General features: G+C 57.3%; 19 protein-coding genes. 4 read left to right on the top strand and 15 right to left on the bottom strand.

The window, feature by feature from the left end; translation table 11 throughout:
- The first annotated feature begins 49 nt into the window (after window positions 1-49).
- From ACT3IC_RS17995 to cmoB, 3 genes are read left to right on the top strand one after another with little or no spacing between them, the layout of a single operon-like run.
- Window positions 50-445: an MAPEG family protein gene (locus ACT3IC_RS17995; RefSeq protein ID WP_103180070.1), complete on the top strand. Its 396-nt coding sequence runs from the start codon at window positions 50-52 to the stop codon at window positions 443-445.
- A gap of 40 nt (window positions 446-485) precedes the next feature.
- Entirely contained in the window at window positions 486-1,226 is a 741-nt protein-coding gene (gene cmoA / locus ACT3IC_RS17990) for a carboxy-S-adenosyl-L-methionine synthase CmoA (protein ID WP_103180071.1), read from the top strand.
- Window positions 1,223-2,194, top strand: a complete 972-nt coding sequence (gene cmoB, locus ACT3IC_RS17985) for a tRNA 5-methoxyuridine(34)/uridine 5-oxyacetic acid(34) synthase CmoB (protein WP_103822389.1) — start codon at window positions 1,223-1,225, stop codon at window positions 2,192-2,194. Before cmoA ends, cmoB begins: the two co-directional genes overlap by 4 nt.
- A gap of 151 nt (window positions 2,195-2,345) precedes the next feature.
- Here the strand turns inward: cmoB and cutC are convergent, their stop codons facing one another.
- Together cutC and ACT3IC_RS17975 are read right to left on the bottom strand one after the other, a co-directional pair.
- Window positions 2,346-3,089, bottom strand: a complete 744-nt coding sequence (gene cutC / locus ACT3IC_RS17980) for a copper homeostasis protein CutC (RefSeq protein WP_473478468.1) — start codon at window positions 3,087-3,089, stop codon at window positions 2,346-2,348.
- 84 nt (window positions 3,090-3,173) lie between these two features.
- Complete coding sequence (locus ACT3IC_RS17975) at window positions 3,174-3,734, bottom strand: VOC family protein (RefSeq protein WP_473478938.1); 561 nt, start codon at window positions 3,732-3,734, stop codon at window positions 3,174-3,176.
- A gap of 174 nt (window positions 3,735-3,908) precedes the next feature.
- On the opposite strand from ACT3IC_RS17975, the gene argS reads away from it, so the two are divergent.
- Window positions 3,909-5,642 (top strand): arginine--tRNA ligase, encoded by a 1,734-nt coding sequence (gene argS / locus ACT3IC_RS17970; RefSeq protein WP_473478465.1) that lies wholly within the window; start codon window positions 3,909-3,911, stop codon window positions 5,640-5,642.
- Window positions 5,643-5,766: 124 nt separating this feature from the next.
- On the opposite strand, the gene bglB is transcribed toward argS, so the two are convergent.
- The 13 genes from bglB to tar all read right to left on the bottom strand — a co-directional run bounded on the left by bglB (window position 5,767) and on the right by tar (window position 20,143).
- The gene (gene bglB / locus ACT3IC_RS17965) at window positions 5,767-6,906 is read right to left on the bottom strand and encodes a beta-galactosidase BglB (RefSeq protein WP_156654802.1); all 1,140 of its coding nucleotides are present in this window, start codon (window positions 6,904-6,906) and stop codon (window positions 5,767-5,769) included.
- Window positions 6,907-6,910: 4 nt separating this feature from the next.
- Complete coding sequence (locus tag ACT3IC_RS17960) at window positions 6,911-8,494, bottom strand: MFS transporter (RefSeq protein ID WP_159339520.1); 1,584 nt, start codon at window positions 8,492-8,494, stop codon at window positions 6,911-6,913.
- A gap of 259 nt (window positions 8,495-8,753) precedes the next feature.
- The gene (locus ACT3IC_RS17955) at window positions 8,754-9,266 is read right to left on the bottom strand and encodes a DUF805 domain-containing protein (RefSeq protein ID WP_180210368.1); all 513 of its coding nucleotides are present in this window, start codon (window positions 9,264-9,266) and stop codon (window positions 8,754-8,756) included.
- 42 nt (window positions 9,267-9,308) lie between these two features.
- A complete protein-coding gene (locus ACT3IC_RS17950) occupies window positions 9,309-9,758 on the bottom strand; it encodes a hypothetical protein (RefSeq protein WP_159339522.1) in 450 nt (149 codons plus the stop codon).
- A gap of 198 nt (window positions 9,759-9,956) precedes the next feature.
- A complete protein-coding gene (gene flhE, locus ACT3IC_RS17945) occupies window positions 9,957-10,349 on the bottom strand; it encodes a flagellar protein FlhE (protein ID WP_103180080.1) in 393 nt (130 codons plus the stop codon).
- Window positions 10,349-12,427: a flagellar biosynthesis protein FlhA gene (gene flhA / locus ACT3IC_RS17940; protein ID WP_103180081.1), complete on the bottom strand. Its 2,079-nt coding sequence runs from the start codon at window positions 12,425-12,427 to the stop codon at window positions 10,349-10,351. The genes flhE and flhA overlap by 1 nt, the downstream gene beginning before the upstream one ends.
- On the bottom strand, window positions 12,420-13,568 hold the full coding sequence (gene flhB / locus ACT3IC_RS17935; RefSeq protein WP_473478458.1) for a flagellar biosynthesis protein FlhB: 1,149 nt from the start codon (window positions 13,566-13,568) through the stop codon (window positions 12,420-12,422). Before flhB ends, flhA begins: the two co-directional genes overlap by 8 nt.
- Before the next feature lie 273 nt (window positions 13,569-13,841).
- A complete protein-coding gene (gene cheZ, locus ACT3IC_RS17930) occupies window positions 13,842-14,486 on the bottom strand; it encodes a protein phosphatase CheZ (RefSeq protein ID WP_103180082.1) in 645 nt (214 codons plus the stop codon).
- Between the two features lie 10 nt (window positions 14,487-14,496).
- The gene (gene cheY / locus ACT3IC_RS17925; protein ID WP_032611971.1) at window positions 14,497-14,886 is read right to left on the bottom strand and encodes a chemotaxis response regulator CheY; all 390 of its coding nucleotides are present in this window, start codon (window positions 14,884-14,886) and stop codon (window positions 14,497-14,499) included.
- Between the two features lie 16 nt (window positions 14,887-14,902).
- Complete coding sequence (locus ACT3IC_RS17920) at window positions 14,903-15,952, bottom strand: protein-glutamate methylesterase/protein-glutamine glutaminase (protein ID WP_156654806.1); 1,050 nt, start codon at window positions 15,950-15,952, stop codon at window positions 14,903-14,905.
- Complete coding sequence (gene cheR / locus ACT3IC_RS17915) at window positions 15,949-16,818, bottom strand: protein-glutamate O-methyltransferase CheR (RefSeq protein WP_103180084.1); 870 nt, start codon at window positions 16,816-16,818, stop codon at window positions 15,949-15,951. The genes ACT3IC_RS17920 and cheR overlap by 4 nt, the downstream gene beginning before the upstream one ends.
- 23 nt (window positions 16,819-16,841) lie before the next feature.
- The gene (gene tap / locus ACT3IC_RS17910; protein ID WP_159339524.1) at window positions 16,842-18,443 is read right to left on the bottom strand and encodes a methyl-accepting chemotaxis protein IV; all 1,602 of its coding nucleotides are present in this window, start codon (window positions 18,441-18,443) and stop codon (window positions 16,842-16,844) included.
- A gap of 44 nt (window positions 18,444-18,487) precedes the next feature.
- Window positions 18,488-20,143, bottom strand: a complete 1,656-nt coding sequence (gene tar / locus ACT3IC_RS17905) for a methyl-accepting chemotaxis protein II (protein ID WP_159339525.1) — start codon at window positions 20,141-20,143, stop codon at window positions 18,488-18,490.
- Window positions 20,144-20,185: the final 42 nt, after the last annotated feature.

The raw sequence follows: 20,185 nt of genomic DNA, 5'->3' as shown, positions 1-20,185 counted from the left end.
CTCACCCCCTATCATAGAAGTGCCATCTGCCAAAAAACAGGGAGTTTGTATGGTTTGCGCGCTGTATGCGGTACTGGGTGCGTTGCTGTTAATCAAGTTTTCGTTCGATATTGCGCGCCTGCGGATGTTGTACCGCGTCTCTTATGGCGACGGAGGTTTCTCTGAGTTGCAAACCGCAATCCGCATTCATGGCAATGCGGTGGAATATCTCCCGGCGGCACTGATCTTGCTGTTATTTATGGAAATGAATGGCGCAGAGACCTGGATGGTGCACGTCTGCGGCCTGCTGCTGATCCTTGGGCGCCTGATGCACTACTATGGTCTCCATCAGCGTCTGTTCCGCTGGCGCCGCTCCGGCATGAGCGCGACCTGGTGTTCGCTTGTGCTAATGGTGCTGGCTAACCTGTGGTATATGCCCTGGGAGTTGGTTTTCTCCCTGCATTAGCGCACAATACGCCCCTTTATTTATCCCGGATTTTTACGTTATGTCAGATCGCGACACGCTTTTTTCTGCGCCTATCGCCAGTCTGGGCGACTGGACCTTTGATGAACGGGTGGCTGAAGTCTTCCCGGATATGATCCAGCGCTCGGTCCCCGGCTACTCTAATATCATCTCCATGATCGGCATGCTGGCGGAACGTTTTGTTCAGCCGGACACGCAGGTCTACGATCTGGGATGTTCGCTGGGCGCAGCCACGCTGTCGGTTCGTCGTAATATTAAGCACGACGGTTGCAAAATTATCGCCGTCGACAACTCACCGGCCATGGTTGAACGCTGCCGGCGCCATATTGACGCCTGGAAAGCCCCGACGCCGGTAGAAGTGGTCGAAGGCGATATCCGCCATATCGAGATTAAAAACGCCTCGATGGTGGTGCTGAATTTTACCCTGCAATTCCTGGTGCCCGAAGACCGTCAGCTGTTGCTGGACAAAATTTATCAGGGGCTGAACCCTGGCGGCGCCCTGGTGCTGTCGGAAAAATTCAGTTTCGAAGATGCCACCGTCGGCGAACTGCTGTTCAACATGCACCACGATTTCAAACGTGCCAACGGCTACAGCGAGCTGGAGATCAGCCAGAAGCGCAGCATGCTGGAAAATGTGATGCTGACCGATTCGGTTGAAACCCACAAAGCCCGTCTGCACAAGGCGGGTTTCCCGCACAGCGAGCTGTGGTTCCAGTGCTTCAACTTTGGCTCCCTGGTAGCGCTGAAAGGCGGTAACGCATGATTGATTTCGGTAACTTTTATCAGCTGATTGCCAAAAACCACCTCTCCCACTGGCTGGAAACCCTGCCCGCGCAGATTGCCGCCTGGCAGCGTGAATCCCTGCACGGCCAGTTTAAGCAGTGGAAAAATGCGGTGGAATTTCTGCCAGAGATGACGCCCTATAAGCTCGACCTGCTGCACAGCGTTACCGCCGAGAGCGAACAGCCGCTGAGCGAAGGCCAGATGCTGCGTCTCGAAAACCTGATGCGCAACCTGATGCCGTGGCGCAAAGGGCCGTTTTCTCTCTACGGCATGCAGATCGATACCGAATGGCGTTCAGACTGGAAGTGGGAGCGCGTGCTGCCGCACCTCTCTGATTTAACCGGACGCACCATTCTGGATGTCGGCTGCGGCAGCGGCTATCACATGTGGCGTATGATTGGCGCAGGCGCCCATCTGGCGGTAGGCATCGATCCGACCCAGCTGTTCCTCTGCCAGTTCGAAGCGGTGCGCAAACTGCTTGGCAACGACCAGCGCGCGCACCTGTTGCCGCTGGGGATTGAGCAACTCCCGGCGCTGGCCGCGTTCGACACTGTCTTCTCGATGGGCGTGCTTTACCATCGCCGCTCCCCGCTGGAACACCTCTGGCAGCTGAAAGATCAGCTGGTCAACGGCGGTGAGCTGGTGCTGGAGACGCTGGTGGTAGAAGGGGATGAGAACACCGTGCTGGTGCCAGGGGATCGCTATGCCCAGATGCGTAACGTCTACTTTATTCCGTCGGCGCTGGCGCTGAAAAACTGGCTGGCGAAGTGCGGTTTTGTCGATATCCGCATCGCGGATGTCTGCCCTACCACTACCGACGAACAGCGCCGCACCGAGTGGATGACCACCGAATCTCTGGCCGAGTTCCTCGATCCGAATGACAGCAGCAAAACGATTGAGGGTTATCCGGCTCCGGTTCGCGCAGTGTTGATTGCTACCAAGCCGTAATTTATGCCGGGTGGCGGCTGCGCCTTACCCGGCCTACAAAAACGGTGCCGTGTCGCCGGAAAATGCATAAAAAAAGACCCCTGTTGAAATTGCAGGGGCCTGGTACAAACAAGCATCATATTGGGCGACATGATGCGCGGTAAAAACTGTTTTAGCTACAATAGCGTGCAATTATCGCCTTCATCTCTGCAACCGACTCTCCCTCGACGCCGTAGCGGGAATATTCATCCGCGTCGGCATCCGTCGACATCGACAAGCCTGTGTTGCGATAGCGCATGGGTGACGGTAGCCACTTCCCTGCCGAGCTGTGCAACTCTTCCACCCCTGCCCGTAAAAACGTCTCCAGATTGGCGGCGCGAACGCCAGCACCCGCCATTATTATTGGAACACCTGATTGGGCTTTTAGTTCCTTAATTAATGAAATACCTTTTTCGGCGGAGGCGTGTTGACCCGAAGTCAGCACGCGCGCAACCCCCAGTTCCGCGAGATTTTCAAAGGCTTGCCGCGGATTTACACACATATCGAAGGCGCGATGAAAAGTTACCGCCATTCCCTTCGCAGCAGCCATAATCTGGCGCATGCGCGGCATATCGATATGACCATCTTCATTCAGCAGGCCGATGACCAGCCCCGGGAAACCCAGCGCCTTAACGAGGGCGATATCCTCCAGCATGGCGTTAAATTCGCCGCTGCTGTAGCAAAAGTCCCCGCCGCGGGGTCGAATAATCGGGTGAACCGGAATGCTCACCGCCTGACGCACCGATTTCAGCACCCCATAAGAGGGAGTCAGCCCGCCCTCTTTCGGAGCGGCACAGAGTTCAATACGATCGGCGCCATGCGCCTGGGCGGTCACGGCGCACGCCATGCTGTAACAACAGATCTCCAGCAATGCCACGAAATCTCCTTATAACCTGTTGGGTTTTGCATCATGCCATGCCGCTTTCCCCGCGACACGGCGTTACCTCACAACTCTTTCGCTTTATTGTTCGCTGGCGACAATCTCTTCGATTGTCCTGGGGTGAAACTTCACCGTCACGCTGCCGTCGGTAACCGCCAGGGTCGGATTTGGCAGGCGCTCGCGCTCCCCTTTTGGCGAGCTGGTTTTCACAAAAATGCCAGGCTGGCTTAAGCCCTCATCAGAGAGCAGCGCCAGGGCGCGGGCATTCAGGGTATCCGGGTCGCCGGGGAGGACGATCTCAATATGCTCCCAGCCTTCGTGGGGGTAGCGTTTTTCACCCGGCCACGGCAGCTCAACCACCGTAAAGCGCCAGTGGGCGACGCAGACGGGTTCATGCAGCTTAAAGAGGCAGATAGGACGGCCATTGATGATGTTCTCCGAGAGCAGTTCGCCGCACTGCTCAAACCCTCGCCGCCAGCGCTCCGCCGTGGCATTCTGATGGCAGCGCAGGGAGATGTGGTCCGCCGCGAGCGGAGCGATATCCAGACCCAGGCGAGCGGAAAGCGCCGCAAAGGCGTCAGTGAAACGCGGTAAATCGGCTGCAATATCCTGCAGGTCGTCAATAGATTGCCAGTTCGCCATCATCAGTACTCTTATCGTCATGCAAAAGCGTTAATTTACTCTGTTGCTGGCCTGCGACCAACCGCTGTTTTGAGCCAGTGCTGACGGCAACGGGCAATTGCAGTATACTCCCGGCCTAAATTCGTTAACGGGCGCGGCAACGTGATGCGCGCGTCAAAAATGTAAGGTATCCCGGTGAATATTCAGGCTCTTCTCTCAGAAAAAGTCAGTCAGGCACTGATTGCTGCAGGCGCACCTGCAGACTGTGAACCGCAGGTTCGTCAGTCCGCGAAAGTACAGTTTGGCGACTATCAGGCTAATGGCGTGATGGCCGTAGCGAAAAAACTGGGCATGGCGCCACGACAACTCGCAGAGCAGGTTCTGTCCCATCTGGATCTCAGCGGTATTGCCAGCAAAACCGAAATCGCCGGACCGGGCTTTATCAACATTTTCCTCGATCCTGCCTTCCTGGCGCAGAACGTCGATGCCGCGTTGCAGTCCGATCGTCTGGGTGTGGCGCAGCCGCAGCCTCAGACCATCGTCGTTGATTACTCTGCCCCGAACGTGGCGAAAGAGATGCACGTCGGCCATCTGCGCTCCACCATCATCGGTGATGCCGCGGTACGCACCCTGGAGTTCCTCGGCCACAACGTAATCCGCGCGAACCACGTCGGCGACTGGGGCACCCAGTTCGGGATGCTGATCGCCTGGCTGGAAAAGCAGCAGCAGGAAAATGCCGGTGAAATGGCCCTGGCGGACCTCGAAGGCTTCTACCGCGATGCGAAAAAGCACTACGACGAAGATGAAGCCTTTGCCGAGCGCGCCCGTAGCTACGTAGTGAAACTGCAGGGTGGCGATGCGTACTTCCTTGAGATGTGGCGCAAGCTGGTGGACATCACCATGTCCCAGAACCAGATCACCTATGACCGCCTGAACGTCACCCTGACCCGTAAGGACGTGATGGGTGAAAGCCTTTATAACCCAATGCTGGCCGGTATCGTGGCCGATCTGAAGGCCAAAGGCCTGGCGGTCGAAAGCGAAGGCGCGACGGTGGTGTTCCTTGATGAGTACAAAAACAAGGAAGGCGAACCGATGGGCGTCATCATCCAGAAAAAGGATGGCGGCTTCCTCTACACCACCACCGATATCGCCTGCGCGAAATACCGCTACGAAACCCTGCATGCGGATCGCGTCCTCTATTACATCGACTCCCGTCAGCACCAGCACCTGATGCAGGCGTGGACCATCGTGCGTAAAGCGGGCTATGTACCGGACTCCGTACCGCTGGAGCACCACATGTTCGGCATGATGCTGGGTAAAGACGGCAAGCCGTTTAAAACCCGTGCGGGCGGCACCGTGAAGCTGGCGGATCTGCTGGACGAGGCGCTGGAGCGTGCCCGCCGTCTGGTGGGGGAGAAAAACCCGGATATGCCTGCCGATGAGCTGGAAAAACTGGCCAACGCCGTCGGCATCGGTGCGGTGAAATACGCGGATCTCTCCAAGAACCGGACCACCGACTACGTTTTCGACTGGGATAACATGCTGGCGTTCGAAGGTAACACCGCGCCGTACATGCAGTATGCCTACACTCGCGTGCTGTCTGTCTTCCGTAAGGCTGACATCGATGAAAGCGTACTGGCCCGGACGCAGGTGACCATCACCGAAGATCGTGAAGCGCAGCTGGCGGCGCGTCTGCTGCAGTTCGAAGAGACGCTCTCCGTGGTCGCCCGCGACGGCACCCCGCACGTGATGTGTGCCTACCTGTATGACCTGGCGGGCCTGTTCTCCGGCTTCTACGAGCACTGCCCTATCCTCTCTGCCGAGAGCGAAGCGGTACGCAACAGCCGCCTGAAGCTGGCGCAGCTGACGGCGAAGACCCTGAAGCTGGGTCTGGATACCCTGGGTATCGAAACCGTCGAGCGTATGTAACATCGGTGCCTGGTTAACGCCTGATGGCGCTTCAACCGGTTATCGCAATAACACAAAACCCGGCGCAAGCCGGGTTTTGTGTTTGTAGCCCCGGTAAGCGTAGCGCCACCGGGGAGTGCAGTGGTCAAAAATACTTGCGCAGATACTCCGTCAGACAGAGGATTGCCATCGCCTGACCATACGGCATTGAGGTCAACGGGATCTGACGATAGAACGCCAGATCGCTGCCCATGCCGGTACCGAACGAGGTTTGCAGCAGTTCCCCTTCCGGGGAGATGTTCTTCACGATCCCGCGAATGGCTCTCTCCGCCACCTCCGCATATTCGGCTCCCACATAGCGCTTGCGTACCGCTTTCAGGATCCCGTAGCTGAACCCGGCGGTGGCTGAGGCCTCAAGATAGGAGTTGGGATCGTCGAGCAGCGTATGCCACAGGCCGCTCTCATCCTGACACTTCGCCAGTGCAGCAATCTGCGCGTTCAGCACCTGCACCAGATAGCGGCGCACGGCGTTATTTTCTGGCAGATCCACCAGCTCAAGGAAATCAGGAATAACGATCGTCAGCCAGCTGTTGCCGCGCGCCCAGCGGGCGTTGGCAAAGTTGTGGTGGCCATCGTAGTTCCAGCCGTGGAACCAGAGCCCGGTCTCCCGATCCATCAGGTTCTGCACGTGCAGCAGGAACTGATAGACCGCCTCCTCAACATAGTCGGGTTTATTGAGCAGTTTACCAATCTTCGCCAGCGGCAGGACGGTCATCATCAGGGTGTCGTCCCACATCTGCTGGTGGTTCTCCTCCGCCAGGGTGATGTGCTGCATACCGCCGTGATCGGTGCGCGGCATCTCGTTCATCGCCCACTCCGCCCAGCTCTCCAGCCACGGCAGCCAGGCCGGGTTGCGCGTCTCTTCATAGCGATATGCGAGGGTCAAAAACGGCGACATGGTGTTGACGTTTTTGGTGGTGGCCCCTTCGGCAAAACGCTCGGCAAACCAGCTGTCGATGATATCGCGCATCGCTTCATCCCCGGTCTGGCAGTAATACTGCCAGATACCGTAGAGACCAACGCCGTGAGTCCACTCCCAGCCCGCCCAGCCTTTGGTGTCGATTACCCGCCCGTCGTCCAGCCGCAGTAAAAACTCGCCGGTTTTATCGTGAATGTTCACCAGGTTATGCGTCACGTTTTGGATCAGCGTTTTCAGTTCATCTCTGGCGATAAAACGCTCTGGCTGACGCAGTAACGGGCTATGTTTGACAGGCCAAACCTTCATAATCTTAACCTCTGTTGTATGTCGAATTCAGTGGAGCACGTTCTTTCAGGGACGGTGCAGCGGGTTTATTGCGGTTCAGATAGCCGATGTTGTTGTTTCCCCACAGGCAGTCGTAAGGCATACCGGCCAGCATCTCAACCGTGGCGCGGGCCTGCGGCGTGGCGGCCTCCGGCATCGCGCGGCCAGATTCACGCATTTTGGCCGTCTCTTCACGCAGCGTACTGTGCGTCTGTAAATTCAGCTTAAAGCGCAGCGACACCAGGAAGCCGCAGGTCAGCACCAGGATAGTGCCCACGCTCAGGATCATCAGAATGGTGTGGCTTACCCCTTCCGGCTGCACCTTCTGGCCGCTGACAAAGCCAGACATCTGCATGACGATACCCACCAGCATGATGGCTCCCGCCTGGGACGCTTTACGGGTCAGAGTCATGATCCCGGCGAAGATCCCTTCGCGGCGCTGGCCGGTGATGACTTCATCCACGTCAGCGATATAGGTGTAGGTGTTCCACGGCACATAGTTGATCCCACCGCGACCCAGACCCGCCAGGGCAGAGACCAGCAGCAGCAGCGCGTAGATGTCGCTCATACCGGCGTAATACAAACCGGCATAGGAGAGCGACGCCAGACCAAACAGCACCACCACCATGCGGTACGACGGTGCCGGTCCAAAGCGGATGCAGAGCGGGATCATCGCGATAACGGCCAGGAACTGGAAGATAGCCATGGTGCCCAGCAGATTCGAGGCCATAGAAGCTTCCTGCATCAGCACAAAGACCACGTAGTAGGTAAAGACGGCGTTGAACACATCCTGGGCGATGTAGCCCCCAAGGTACATCCCCAGGTGCTGGCGGAAGATTTTGATCCGCAGGGTAGAGCTCAGCTCAACGAACAGACGGTTCAGGCTCTGGCCGAGGGTCAGTTTTTTCTTCTCCTCTTCGGCGCGCAGCGCGGCTTCGCTCCACTCTTCACGCGGACGTTCCCAGGTGAAGAACCAGACGAAGGTCAGCATCAGGGCGCACAGCACCGAGAAGACCAGGCTGGCATAGAAGAAGGAGATGGCGTTGTCTTTACCAAAGTGGGTTAACAGAATACCCGGCAGGAACGAGGCCAGAATCGCCGACATCTGCGCCATAGAGATACGCGCGCCGGAGAACTTGGTTTTCTGCTTGAAATCGTCGGTCATCTCCGGCACCAGCGTTTCGTATGGAACCAGGATCATGGTGTAGACGATATCGAAGATCAGATAGGTCAGCAGGTAGTACCAGAAGCCCATATCGCCGACCCACATCAGCGAGTAGCTGAAGACGCAGGGGATGCCGAGCAGAATAAAGAACTTGCGGCGGCCAAAGCGTTTGCCAAGCCAGGTGGTGCCAAAGTTATCGGTCAGGAAGCCCATCAGCGGACTGACGACGGCATCCAGAACCCTTGCCGCCGCAAAGATGAAGGTAGCCTCAATCGGCGTGAGGCCACAGAAGGTGGTGTAGAAATATAATAGCCAGGCAGCGGTCAGCGCTGTGGTCCCTGCCCCGAGAAAATCACCCGATCCGTAAGCAAGATAGTTCGCGAGTCCAATTTTACGTGTTTTCATTACCGTCGACCCTGTAAGTTTTAGATGACTCCCGGTTAACGCGACGCCAACGGGAGTGACTAGACGGTTACAGTAAGAGTATCGCTTACGGGATACCTTTCTGTTTCTGCCACCGCCAGGCGGCAACTGGCAAAAATGCAAAGAGAATTACTACGCGTGTCACTGTTTTATAAAACAGCGTTTCTTTTGCTTCAAAAGGAGGGGTCAGTTTTGCGAGCCAGTCATCAGAATAGCCTGATAACTGGCGAAAAAGCGATCACTAAACGGTCTGTTCAGAGGGTTGTGTTGGTAAGCAGCAAAGCCAGAGAATAGAGATAGCCGCTAATACATTTAGCGTAATCGTGATGAACGCCGTCACCTGCTCTGCAGAGTGATTATCTACCGGGATAAGCATAACCTGATGAATACCCGTCAGAATGAGCGGCAGGATCAGCAGAATGAAGAGTAGCGCCCCGCCAAACCACCACCCCGATTTTCCTGCATCGTGCATTCGGCGGATACCCAGTGAGACGACTGGTACGAGCAAGATTACCGGGGCAAGCGCCCTGAGCGGAAGCCAGACAAACCAGGCCCACACCAGTATCATTCCCCCGCGGCCGGTACGATCGGCAATCAATGCTATGAGAAAGCAATAACTCAGTGCGGCAATAAAGAGAACAATCGCTATATTAATGACGATAAATAACCAAAACTCTCTTCTTGTCGCTCGCCCCTTATAGACGAACGCCTTTTTCCAGCCGTCGAAATAACAATCCTTAATACTTTTATGCATACCTTCATCCTTTTAAAACACTATCCCTGAGTGATTAAAGCATTACTTATTTAATTTTCCTGAGATGATTACCGAACTGACCTTTAGCGCCTCTGAAACCAGCAATAAAAATAACGCCACCGCGACGTTCCCCGGAGTAATCCATTTCATAATCCAGGGTAAAAAGGTGAGAGACGGCACAACCACCAGCAGGCGCAAGGGGGTCTGCGCAGCTACCAGGTAGCCGACCTTATTCCATGCGGTAAGGAGAAACAGGGCAGAAAAAACAATGGACAGGGTTGTTATCATTGACAAAACAAAGAGAATAAGAAGCCAGTAGCTGCCACCCTGTTCTGAATAAAGCGCGTTAAAATTGATAATATCATCAACGAAAGGAATACGCCCCTGGGTACTACTCTTCCAGACATAGGTTGCCAGATATAAAACATCCATACCCCCCCAAAACATGCATACTTGCCGAAAGCTCAATTTCATACCTGCTCCCTTTTGCATTATTGCGTTCCATCATTGATATGTATATTACATTATCTCAGCGCGTAGAGTATATTCTCCGGATGTTGACTTCCAGAGCTATTCTCTTAATGAAAAGAGTGAGGGAAAAATTAACAGGGCAAGAAGAGCAGGAAAAATAACGAAGCCTGTGGAATGACACCCCCATTCCGTTCGGGCGAACAGAATGGAGTCAGAGGGTTAGCGGTAGTTCACAATCACTTCGTTACGCTGGACCTTCAGGGCCGGGATGAGGCGACCACCGCCGGGGACTTCCCAGATAAAGCGCAGCGGCTCGACGGCGGGCACGTTGTTGAACGCATGGGTCGTGCCGCTGGCCCCATCCAGTTCGGTACAGCGCGTCTGGGAACAGAGCCGCACCCGCAGCCCAGCGGGGGTCGGGCCATTCAGCTCATAGCGCCAGGCCACCAGAGTCATCAGGCCCGATACCGGCTGCTGCGCCGACAGTGGGCGTGACGAAGCCGCCACGCCACGGTGGGCAAGGGTCAGGCCGATACTGCTGGCCTGCCATGCCCCCTCCCCTGCGGCCTGCGCCATCAGCGGCAGGGCCAGTAACCAGAGTAATTTACGCATTACTGGCCTCCGATGGTGGCGGTCATGCGGATATGGCGGTTGTCCGACAGTTCCATATTCGACAGCACGACCAGCTGCGACAGGCTGCGGCGCAGGAAGCGCGAGAGCAGCGGACGCAGGGCGTGATTCACCAGCAGCACCGGTGGCGCCCCCAGCATCTCCTGACGCTGCAACGCCTCCTGGGTTTGCGCCAGCAGACGATCCGCCAGCCCCGGCTCCAGCCCGCCGCCGCCCTGCAACGCCTGCAGCAGCAGACGCTCAAGCGGCGTGTCGAGTCCAATCACCTGCACCTCGCCGGTACCCGGGAACCACTGCTGAGTGATGGCGCGGCCTAACGCCACGCGCACCACCGCCGTCAGCTCGTGCGGATCGTTCTGCAGCGGTGCATGCTCGGCCAGAGTCTCCAGAATGGTGCGCATATCGCGGATCGGCACTTTCTCGTCGAGCAGATTTTGCAGCACCTTGTGCAGCGTGGTCAGGGTCAGGACACCCGGCACCAGATCTTCGGTGAGCTTCGGCATCTCCTGAGTGACGCGATCCAGCAGCTGCTGCGCCTCCTGGCGGCCGAACAGCTCTGCGGAGAACTGACCAATCAGGTGGTTAAGATGAGTTGCCACGACGGTACTGGCTTCCACCACGGTATAGCCCTGGATCTGCGCCTGCTCTTTCAGGGCACTTTCGATCCAGATGGCGGCCAGGCCAAAGGCCGGGTCGATAGTTTGTTCACCCGGCAGCGTACCCGCCGCGGTGCCAGGGTTAATGGCCAGCCAGCGCCCCGGATAGGCATCTCCGCTGCCGATCTCCACCCCTTTCATCAGAATGCGATAGCGCGCAGGAGGCAGATCCATGTTGTCGCGGATATGCACCACCGGCGGCAGGAAGCCCATGTCCTGGGCGAATTTTTTACGAATACTGCGAATACGCCCCAGCAGTTCGCCATCCTGCTGGAAATCGACCATCGGGATCAGGCGGTAGCCCACTTCCATGCCCAGCGAATCTTCCAGCTGGACGTCGTTCCAGGTGGCTTCCACCGCCTGGGTGTTTTCCGGCATTTTCACCGGAGCAGGCTCGCTCTTCGGTTTGGCTTCGCGTCCGCGTAGCCACCAGGCCAGCCCCAGCAGTGCGGCGGTGAACAACAGGAAGACGAAGTTCGGCATTCCCGGCACCATGCCCAGCAGGCCAAGTACCGCGGCAGAGAGCATCAGCACGTTCGGGTTGTTGAACAGCTGCCCGACCATCTGCTCGCCGACGTCCTGATCGGTGGCGACGCGGGTTACGATCACACCGGCTGCGGTGGAGATCACCAGCGCCGGGATCTGGGCGACCAGACCGTCACCAATGGTCAGCAGCGTGTAGCTCTCTGCTGCCTGGCCCATAGCCATTCCGTGTTGCAGCACGCCCACCAGCAGGCCGCCGATCACGTTGATCACCATGATCAGAATACCGGCAATGGCATCGCCGCGAACGAACTTACTCGCACCGTCCATCGAGCCGTAGAAGTCCGCTTCCTGGGTCACTTCGGCACGGCGTTTTTTCGCTTCATCTTCGCCAATCAGACCGGCGTTAAGATCGGCGTCAATCGCCATCTGTTTACCCGGCATCCCGTCCAGGACGAAACGCGCGCCAACTTCTGCGATACGCCCCGCACCTTTGGTGATAACCATGAAGTTGATGATCACGAGGATGATAAACACCACGATCCCGATGGCGAAGTTGCCGCCGACCAGGAAGTGGCCAAAGGCCTCAACCACCTTACCTGCCGCCGCGCCGCCGGTATGCCCTTCCATCAGAATGATACGGGTGGAGGCGACGTTCAGCGCCAGACGCAGCAGCGTGGTGAAGAGCAGGATGGTCGGAAACGCGGCGAACTCCAGGGTGCGCTGGGTGAACATCGCCACCAGCAGCACCATAATGGAGAGCGCAATGTTGAAAGTGAAAAGCAGGTCGAGGATGAATGCCGGCAGCGGCAACACCATCATCGACAGGATTAGCAGGATGAGGATCGGCCCGGCAAGGATCTGCCATTGAGTCGATTTCAGGTTGCCGGGGAGGCGCAACATTGCCACCAGATTAGCCATCAGAGTCCTTCTCGTTCATAAAATCCAGCGCGGCAGGCACCGGGAGATTCTCAGGTTTGACAGGCCGTTGACCACCGGCAAGACGCCAGCGTTTCAACTGCCATACCCACGCCAGCACTTCCGCGACTGCGGCATAGAGCTGGCCCGGGATCTGTTGTCCTATTTCCGCATGCCGGTAGAGCGCACGCGCCAGTGGCGGCGCTTCCAGCATCGGGATACGGTTTTCATTACCAATTTCGCGGATGCGCAGCGCGATAAGCCCCGCCCCTTTCGCCACCACTTTAGGCGCGCTCATTTTGTTTTCGTCATATTGCAGCGCAACGGAGTAGTGGGTTGGGTTGGTGACAATCACATCCGCTTTCGGTACATCTTCCATCATCCGGCGACGTGCGGCGGCACGCTGCATCTGGCGAATACGCCCTTTGACGTGCGGGTCACCTTCCATCTGCTTATGTTCATCCCGGATGTCCTGGCGGGACATGCGCAGTTTTTTAATGTGGCTGTAGATCTGGAAGAAGACGTCAAATCCGACCATCGGGATAATCGAGAGCACCACCAGCAGCGAACAGAGCCCCACCAGATTGAGCGCGTTGCGCATGGCGGTGAACGGCGACTCGCTGATCAGGCGCATCATCTCCGGCCAGTTATGCCAGATAAAAAATCCCGCCACGCTGCCCATCAGCGTCGCTTTCATCAACGCCTTTAGCAGTTCGGCGGCGGTCTGCGCGGAGAACATTCTCGCGATACCAGGCAAGGGGTTCAGCTTGGAGAATTTAAACTGCAGCGATTTCCCGCTGAACACCAGCCCGCCCAGCATCACCGGCGATACGATAGCCACCAGCACTACGCCGGTGATTAACGGCAGCAGCGCGACCATCGCGCTTTTGATCAGCAAGATAATCTGGCTGAGGATCAGGTTAGGGTCGTTGACCATGCTGTGATCGAAGCGCAACCCGGCCGAGAGCATGCCGGCCAGTCTGCGGGCAAGGGACTCCCCGCATATCCAGATAATGCACACGCCAACCAATAAAATCAGCAGCGAGGTGAGTTCTCGGGATCGGGGTATTTGCCCGTCCTCACGCGCTTTTTCAAGTCGGTGGGGTGTGGGGGCTTCTGTTTTGTCGTCGCTGTCTTCTGCCACGGCAAGCATCTCGCAGGTAGAGGTCTGGACGATATGATGCCAAAGCCGCGCCTGACCAATGCGTTAATTAGGGGCGTGAAAAGGGCTGATTTAGGGCTTTCACCTGTGACAGGGAAAATGGAAGAACAAAACGCCACCTTTACAGGTAGCGTTTTTGCCTGGCGGCGCTTCGCTTGCACAGGCCTACCGGAACCGCGCAATATGATGATATTGCAGGTTTTGTAGGCCGGGTAAGCGCAGCGCCACCCGGCAATGCCAGCAAAACGCAGGTTATCAGAACCCTAAGCTGTCCAGCAGGTCGTCCACCTGGTCCTGGCTTGCCACGACACCGGCTTTGGTGGTGTCGAGCTGGGGGCCATTCAGCAGGCTTTCGTTTTCGCGTTGTGGACGTGCGGAAGGTTCCGGCATGTTCTCCAGCAGCACCATTAACAGCTGACGCTCAATCTCCTGGATCACGTCCATCATGCGCTTGATCACTTGACCCGTAAGGTCCTGGAAATCCTGCGCCATCATGATGTCCAGCAGTTGGGCATTAGTGAAGCTGGTATGGTCCGGCACCGCTTTCAGGTAGTGACGAGTATCGGTCACCAGTTCGCGGGCGTCGGAGAGTTCGATCGGATTTTCGAACCATTCGTCCCAGCGTTTGGTCAGCGCTTTTGCGCCCTTTTCCATCTCGTCCTGATGCGGCTGTGACGCTTCAACACTGTTCAGCGCACGCTCTGCCGCCTGGGCAGTCATCTGTACAACATAATCCAGACGGTCGCGGGCATCGGGAATCGCTTCCGCCGCTTCCGCAATCGCCTGATCCAGGCCCAGCTCACGCAGGCTGTCGCGCAACATACGCGTCAGGCTGCCGATGCGGGCAATTATGTCGCCGGGTGAATGCTCATCCGTAGGTTTAATCGAAGGCTGCATCATCTCCCGTACCTCACATGCCGAGTTTCTCGAAGATCTTACCGAGTTTTTCTTCCAGGGTTGCCGCGGTGAATGGTTTCACCACATATCCGCTTGCGCCAGCCTGTGCCGCAGCAATGATGTTCTCTTTCTTCGCTTCAGCCGTCACCATCAACACAGGCATAGAGGCCATCGCGGCATTCGCACGAATGGTTTTCAGCAGTTCCAGACCATCCATGTTCGGCATGTTCCAGTCGGAAATAACAAAACCAAAGCCGCCGGCATTCAGTTTGTTCAGCGCATCAACGCCGTCTTCTGCTTCTTCTACGTTATTAAAACCCAGCTCTTTAAGCAGGTTGCGCACGATGCGACGCATGGTGGAAAAGTCATCCACAACCAAAAACTTGAGCTCTTTGTCCGCCATAAAACTACACTCCTCGTTAAATACGTATTGCCTGTCCGGCACTGATTTTCGCCAGCATCTGCTGACTAACCTGACTAAGATCGACCACTTCGCTGACGCCACCCATATTGATGGCCTCGCGCGGCATGCCGAACACCACACAACTTGCTTCATTCTGCGCGATGGTCCAGGCGCCAGCCTGGTGCATCGCCAGCATTCCGGCGGCGCCATCGTTGCCCATCCCCGTCAGGATCACCCCAACGGCGTTGCGCCCCGCGTGTTTCGCCACCGAATGAAACAGCACATCCACCGACGGACGGTGCCGGTTAACCGGCGGCCCGTCATGAATTTTGATTTGATAGTTAGCGCCGCTGCGCGCCAGCTCCATATGCTTATCGCCCGGGGCGATATAGGCATGCCCCGGCAGAACGCGTTCGCCATCCTCCGCCTCTTTCACGCTAATCTGACACAGCTTGTTCAGACGCTCCGCAAACGAGCGGGTAAAGCCTGGCGGCATATGTTGAGTGATCAGAATACCTGGGCTTGAAAGCGGCAATGGCTGGAGTACATGACGAATTGCCTCTGTTCCGCCGGTAGAGGCGCCGATAACCAGCAGCTTTTCCGAGCTCAGCAGCGGACCGGCTTTCAGGGTGGCCGGGGCCGCCAGCGGCTTATGCGTAGCAACCCGCGCCCTTGCCGCGGTACGAATTTTTTCCGCGATCATCTCGCTATACGCCAGCATCCCCTCGCGAATGCCAAGCTGCGGTTTGGTGACGAAATCCACCGCCCCCAGCTCCAGCGCCCGCAGGGTAATTTCGGACCCTTTTCCGGTCAGTGAAGAGACCATCACCACCGGCATCGGCCGCAGACGCATTAACTTCTCGAGGAAGTCGATGCCGTCCATGCGCGGCATTTCGACATCCAGGGTCAGCACGTCGGGGTTATATTTTTTGATTAAATCCCGGGCTACCAACGGATCGGGGGCCGTCGCCACCATCTCCATGTCGCTGTGGCTGTTGATAATCTCAGTCATGATCTGGCGCATTAACGCTGAATCATCAACTGACAAGACCCTGATTTTACTCATGCTTTATCCTTACTCAGCGCATATACCGTCTGGCCACGCAGGCTAAACTCGCGCACAAGATTGCTGAAGTTCTCCGAGTGCCCGGCAAACAGTAAACCGTCAGGTTTGAGCAACGGCACAAAGCGGCGCAGGATCTCCTGCTGCGTCGTTTTGTCGAAATAGATCATCACGTTACGACAGAAAATGGCGTCAAAAGGCCCCGCCACGTTGTACTGCTTCTCCAGCAGGTTGACCATGGAGAACTCCACCGCATTTGCCAGTTCGCTACGCACCCGCACCAGCCCTTCGTGCGGACCGGTGCCACGCATGAAGTAGCGCTGAAGCTGCTGGGGTGACAGCGTTTTTAGCTCCTCCTGGCGATAGATCCCGCTCTGTGCTTTTTGCAGCACCTCGGTATCTATATCGCTGGCGATCACCTTCCAGCGGCCCGGGGCGGTACCCAGCGTGTCGGCCAGGGTGATGGCGAGCGAGTAAGGCTCTTCCCCGGTCGACGCCGCCGCGCTCCAGACGCGATATTCGCCGCCGCTGCGGCGGCGGGCATGCTCCGCCAGCACCGGGAAGTGGTGTGCTTCCCGGAAAAAGGCGGTCAGGTTGGTGGTCAGGGAGTTGATAAACGCCTGCCATTCCGCGCTGTTTGGATTTGCTTCCAGCATCCCCAGATAGCGACCAAAATCATCCAGTCCGAGCGTGCGCAGGCGACGCACAAGGCGGTTGTAGACCATGTCCCGCTTGTGATCGGCCAGCACAATCCCCGCGCGCTGGTAGATTAACTGACATATCCGACGGAAATGCGCGTCGGACAGCGCGAGGCGCTGTGTCATCTGTAACAATAATGACGATTGCCCTGAGGGCAGTGGTGATGTCATAGCGCCTTCTTACTTAATCACGTTCAGGTTCCGACTGGTACGGCCTGCGACCGCCCGACTTCTGTAACTGTTTCAACACGTTCATTCACATTAAATACTGCCACCAGCGAGGTAAGGTGATCCGCCTGGCCGGCTAACTGATCGGTGGCTGCCGCGGCCTCTTCCACCAGCGCGGCGTTCTGCTGAGTCACCTGATCCATCTGACTTACCGCCTGCGCCACCTGCTCAATACCGCGGCGCTGTTCATCGGATGCGGAGGCGATTTCGCCCATAATGTCGTTAACCCGGGTGACCGAGCTGACGATCTCGGTCATGGTTTTCGCCGCCGTATCCACCAGCGCCGAACCCTGCTGAACGCGGGACACCGACTCTTCAATCAGCACCTTAATCTCTTTCGCCGCGTTGGCGCTGCGGCTCGCCAGGTTACGGACCTCGCCGGCCACCACCGCAAAGCCACGCCCTTGCTCGCCCGCGCGGGCGGCTTCGACCGCGGCGTTCAGCGCCAGAATATTGGTCTGGAACGCGATGCCATCGATCACGCTGATGATGTCGCCAATCTTTTGCGAACTGGCGGCGATCTCATTCATGGTGTTCGCCACGTGGGATGCCTGTTCGCCCCCCTTCTTCGCCGTCTGCGCCGCGCTCTTTGCCAAACCAGAGGCCTGGCGGGCGTTGTCGGCGTTCTGCCCGACGGTGGCGGTTAACTGCTCCATGCTGGCTGCCGTTTGCGCCAGCGATGCCGCCTGCTGCTCGGTGCGCGAAGAGAGATCGTTATTGCCCTCGGCAATTTCGGCGATCCCGGTGTGCATGGCGTAACTGCCCTGACGCACCTCCGATACCGTTTCACGCAGCGAGCCCTGCATCGCCTTCAGGCTGGCGAAAATGGCCGAAATTTCATTTTTGCCGTATACCGCCACCGGCCGCGCCAGATCGCCTTTGGCAATGCTGTCGAAATGGCTGCTGATAATTGCCAGCGGCTGGACAATCATCTTGCGCGACCAGAACAGCGCGGCGCTGGTCAGCAACACCGCCAGCACAATCATGGTGGCGAAAATCACGCCGGACATGTGGTAGCTGTTGCGGCTGTCATTCCCCGCCGCCTGCACAAAGTTATTGATCTCCTGCTGCCAGGCGTCGGTGCTGGCGTCAAATGCCGCCTGCGATTCCTGCACTGGCGCGGTCAGAAAATCTGACAGCTGGTTGTTCTCAAGCCACGTCGCCTGATGCTCCAGATCGCCATACCACTGGCTGAACGCACCCTGCATCGCTTTTTTCAGCTCTGCGTCCTTCGCGCTAATCGCCGCCTGGCCGCTAAAGGTTTTGAACAGGCCTTCAGCCTGCTTCAGGCTACCGCGCGCGGTCACCATTAGCGCCTTAATGTCATCGGGCGGATAGCTCAGGGCGGTTAAGGTGCCCGCTTTATTCAGCGCCGTGCTGGCCTGCAACAAGACTGCCCGACTCTGGGTAAGCAGCTCACGCTGCTGATTACTGCCCTGCATCTCCTGTAAATTTTGATAACCATCGCGAAAAGCCCAAAATGACAAGCCGTTACTGCCAACCTGCAACACCCCACAGAGAATCAAAATCAAAAACAGGGTGGTCGAGATACGAATACGATTCAACATCCACGCTCCCATTTAGCGGCCAGCAGCCGCGATTTAACGTACAATCAAAATGTTTCCCAATTCTCATCTTTCCCGGTTGCCACTGCGCGTACGTAAGCCGGTGCGTTAACCGGCGCGGCCGGTTGCGGGCTGACGCGCGATGAAACCGTGCTTGCAGGTTCAGAGTTAAGACGAAACGCCGAGACGGCCATCTTCAGACGGCTCGCCTGCTCTTCCAGTTGCGCCGCAGCGGCTGCGGACTCCTGAACCAGCGAGGCGTTTTGTTGTGTGACGCGATCCATTTCCGATACCGCCAGGGCCACCTGGTCGATACCACGGCTCTGCTCATCGGAAGCGGAGGCAATTTCCCCCATAATGTCCGTGACGCGGGTAACGGCATTCACGATGTCATTCATGGTTTCGCCCGCGCTCTCCACCAGCACCGAGCCGGTGTCGACGCGCGCGACAGAGTCTTCAATCAGAGCTTTGATCTCTTTCGCCGCGTTGGCGCTGCGGCTGGCAAGGTTACGCACTTCACCGGCGACCACCGCAAAGCCGCGCCCCTGCTCACCGGCACGCGCCGCTTCTACCGCGGCGTTCAGCGCCAGGATATTGGTCTGGAAGGCGATACCGTCGATCACGCTGATAATGTCAGCGATCTTCTTCGAGCTTCCGGCGATGTCGTGCATGGTTTTCACCACGCCATCCACCACCTTGCCGCCGCGCTGTGCGGTTTCGGAGGCGCTGTTCGCCAGCTGTGAGGCCTGGCGGGCGTTATCCGCATTCTGTTTCACGGTGGCGGTGAGCTGCTCCATGCTGGCCGCGGTCTCTTCCAGCGCCGACGCCTGTTGCTCGGTACGGGAGGAGAGGTCGTTGTTACCCATTGCGATTTCGCTGGTGCCGGTATAGATGGCCTCCGAGCCCTGACGCACGTTCGCCACCGTCTCGCTCAGCGAGCGCTGCATGTGGTCAACGCTGATGGCCAGCTGGGTGATTTCGCTGCGCCCGGTGATGGTCAGGGACTGGGTCAGATCGCCGCTGGCAATGTGACGGATATGGTCGATGACACGGTTTAACGGGTTAAGCAGGGTATGGCGAATGCCGTACCAGACCCCCACCAGTACGATCGCCAGCGCCAGGGCCAGGATCCCCATCTGCCATTTGGCAAAGGTGTAATCCTTTACGCTGGCATTAAACGCCGCCTGGTTACGCGCGTCGGACGCGGAAACGTAATCCCGCAGAGCGGTCCCCAGCGCGTTCTGTTTTGACTGGGTTGCCTGGGCGAAATAGGCCTCCATGTTGCCGTTATCAAGGAACTGGATCAGTTCAGTGAGCGCCGCTGCATAGTCCCGGTATGCCTCATTGATGGTCTGGCTCACCTGCTCCATCGAAGGCTGTGGAGGGATGGCGCTGTAAGCTTTGAAGTGTTTATCCGCTTCCGCCAGCGTAGTGCGGGCGCTGTTCATCAGTTCCGTTTGCGGCTTAGCGGGATCGGTCACCATACGTGCGGAGGCGCGGCTCAGGTTGATGCGCGTTTGCAGCAGGTAATCCCAGGTGGAGGTGATTTCACTTTGTTGAACCCGGAACGCGTTAGAAACCGCGAAACTGTCCTGGTTGGCTTTAATGGAAGAGAAAAAGAGACTGCCGGAAACGAGCTGCAGCAGAGCGAAGACAGCCAGCACCAACATCAGCATTGTCACAACGCGCATACGGTTCAACATACAACACCTTCTCATTGTTTTGTTCTCGGTGTTATCGGCACA

Source organism: Leclercia sp. GHBNCSD (assembly GCF_055805075.1).
Note: the sequence above shows the minus strand (reverse complement) of the source record. Positions and strands in the feature narration are given on the sequence as shown.

Excerpts from the sequence above, each read along its gene's own strand:
- flhE (WP_103180080.1), bottom strand. The coding sequence starts at position 10,349 with ATGCGTAAATTACTCTGGTTACTGGCCCTGCCGCTGATGGCGCAGGCC.
- cmoA (WP_103180071.1), top strand. The coding sequence starts at position 486 with ATGTCAGATCGCGACACGCTTTTTTCTGCGCCTATCGCCAGTCTGGGC.
- tar (WP_159339525.1), bottom strand. The coding sequence starts at position 20,143 with ATGTTGAACCGTATGCGCGTTGTGACAATGCTGATGTTGGTGCTGGCT.
- flhA (WP_103180081.1), bottom strand. The coding sequence starts at position 12,427 with ATGGCTAATCTGGTGGCAATGTTGCGCCTCCCCGGCAACCTGAAATCG.
- ACT3IC_RS17955 (WP_180210368.1), bottom strand. The coding sequence starts at position 9,266 with ATGCATAAAAGTATTAAGGATTGTTATTTCGACGGCTGGAAAAAGGCG.
- cheZ (WP_103180082.1), bottom strand. The coding sequence starts at position 14,486 with ATGATGCAGCCTTCGATTAAACCTACGGATGAGCATTCACCCGGCGAC.
- ACT3IC_RS17995 (WP_103180070.1), top strand. The coding sequence starts at position 50 with ATGGTTTGCGCGCTGTATGCGGTACTGGGTGCGTTGCTGTTAATCAAG.
- ACT3IC_RS17950 (WP_159339522.1), bottom strand. The coding sequence starts at position 9,758 with ATGCAAAAGGGAGCAGGTATGAAATTGAGCTTTCGGCAAGTATGCATG.
- ACT3IC_RS17975 (WP_473478938.1), bottom strand. The coding sequence starts at position 3,734 with ATGGCGAACTGGCAATCTATTGACGACCTGCAGGATATTGCAGCCGAT.
- tap (WP_159339524.1), bottom strand. The coding sequence starts at position 18,443 with ATGTTGAATCGTATTCGTATCTCGACCACCCTGTTTTTGATTTTGATT.
- ACT3IC_RS17960 (WP_159339520.1), bottom strand. The coding sequence starts at position 8,494 with ATGAAAACACGTAAAATTGGACTCGCGAACTATCTTGCTTACGGATCG.
- cheY (WP_032611971.1), bottom strand. The coding sequence starts at position 14,886 with ATGGCGGACAAAGAGCTCAAGTTTTTGGTTGTGGATGACTTTTCCACC.
- cheR (WP_103180084.1), bottom strand. The coding sequence starts at position 16,818 with ATGACATCACCACTGCCCTCAGGGCAATCGTCATTATTGTTACAGATG.
- ACT3IC_RS17920 (WP_156654806.1), bottom strand. The coding sequence starts at position 15,952 with ATGAGTAAAATCAGGGTCTTGTCAGTTGATGATTCAGCGTTAATGCGC.
- cmoB (WP_103822389.1), top strand. The coding sequence starts at position 1,223 with ATGATTGATTTCGGTAACTTTTATCAGCTGATTGCCAAAAACCACCTC.
- bglB (WP_156654802.1), bottom strand. The coding sequence starts at position 6,906 with ATGAAGGTTTGGCCTGTCAAACATAGCCCGTTACTGCGTCAGCCAGAG.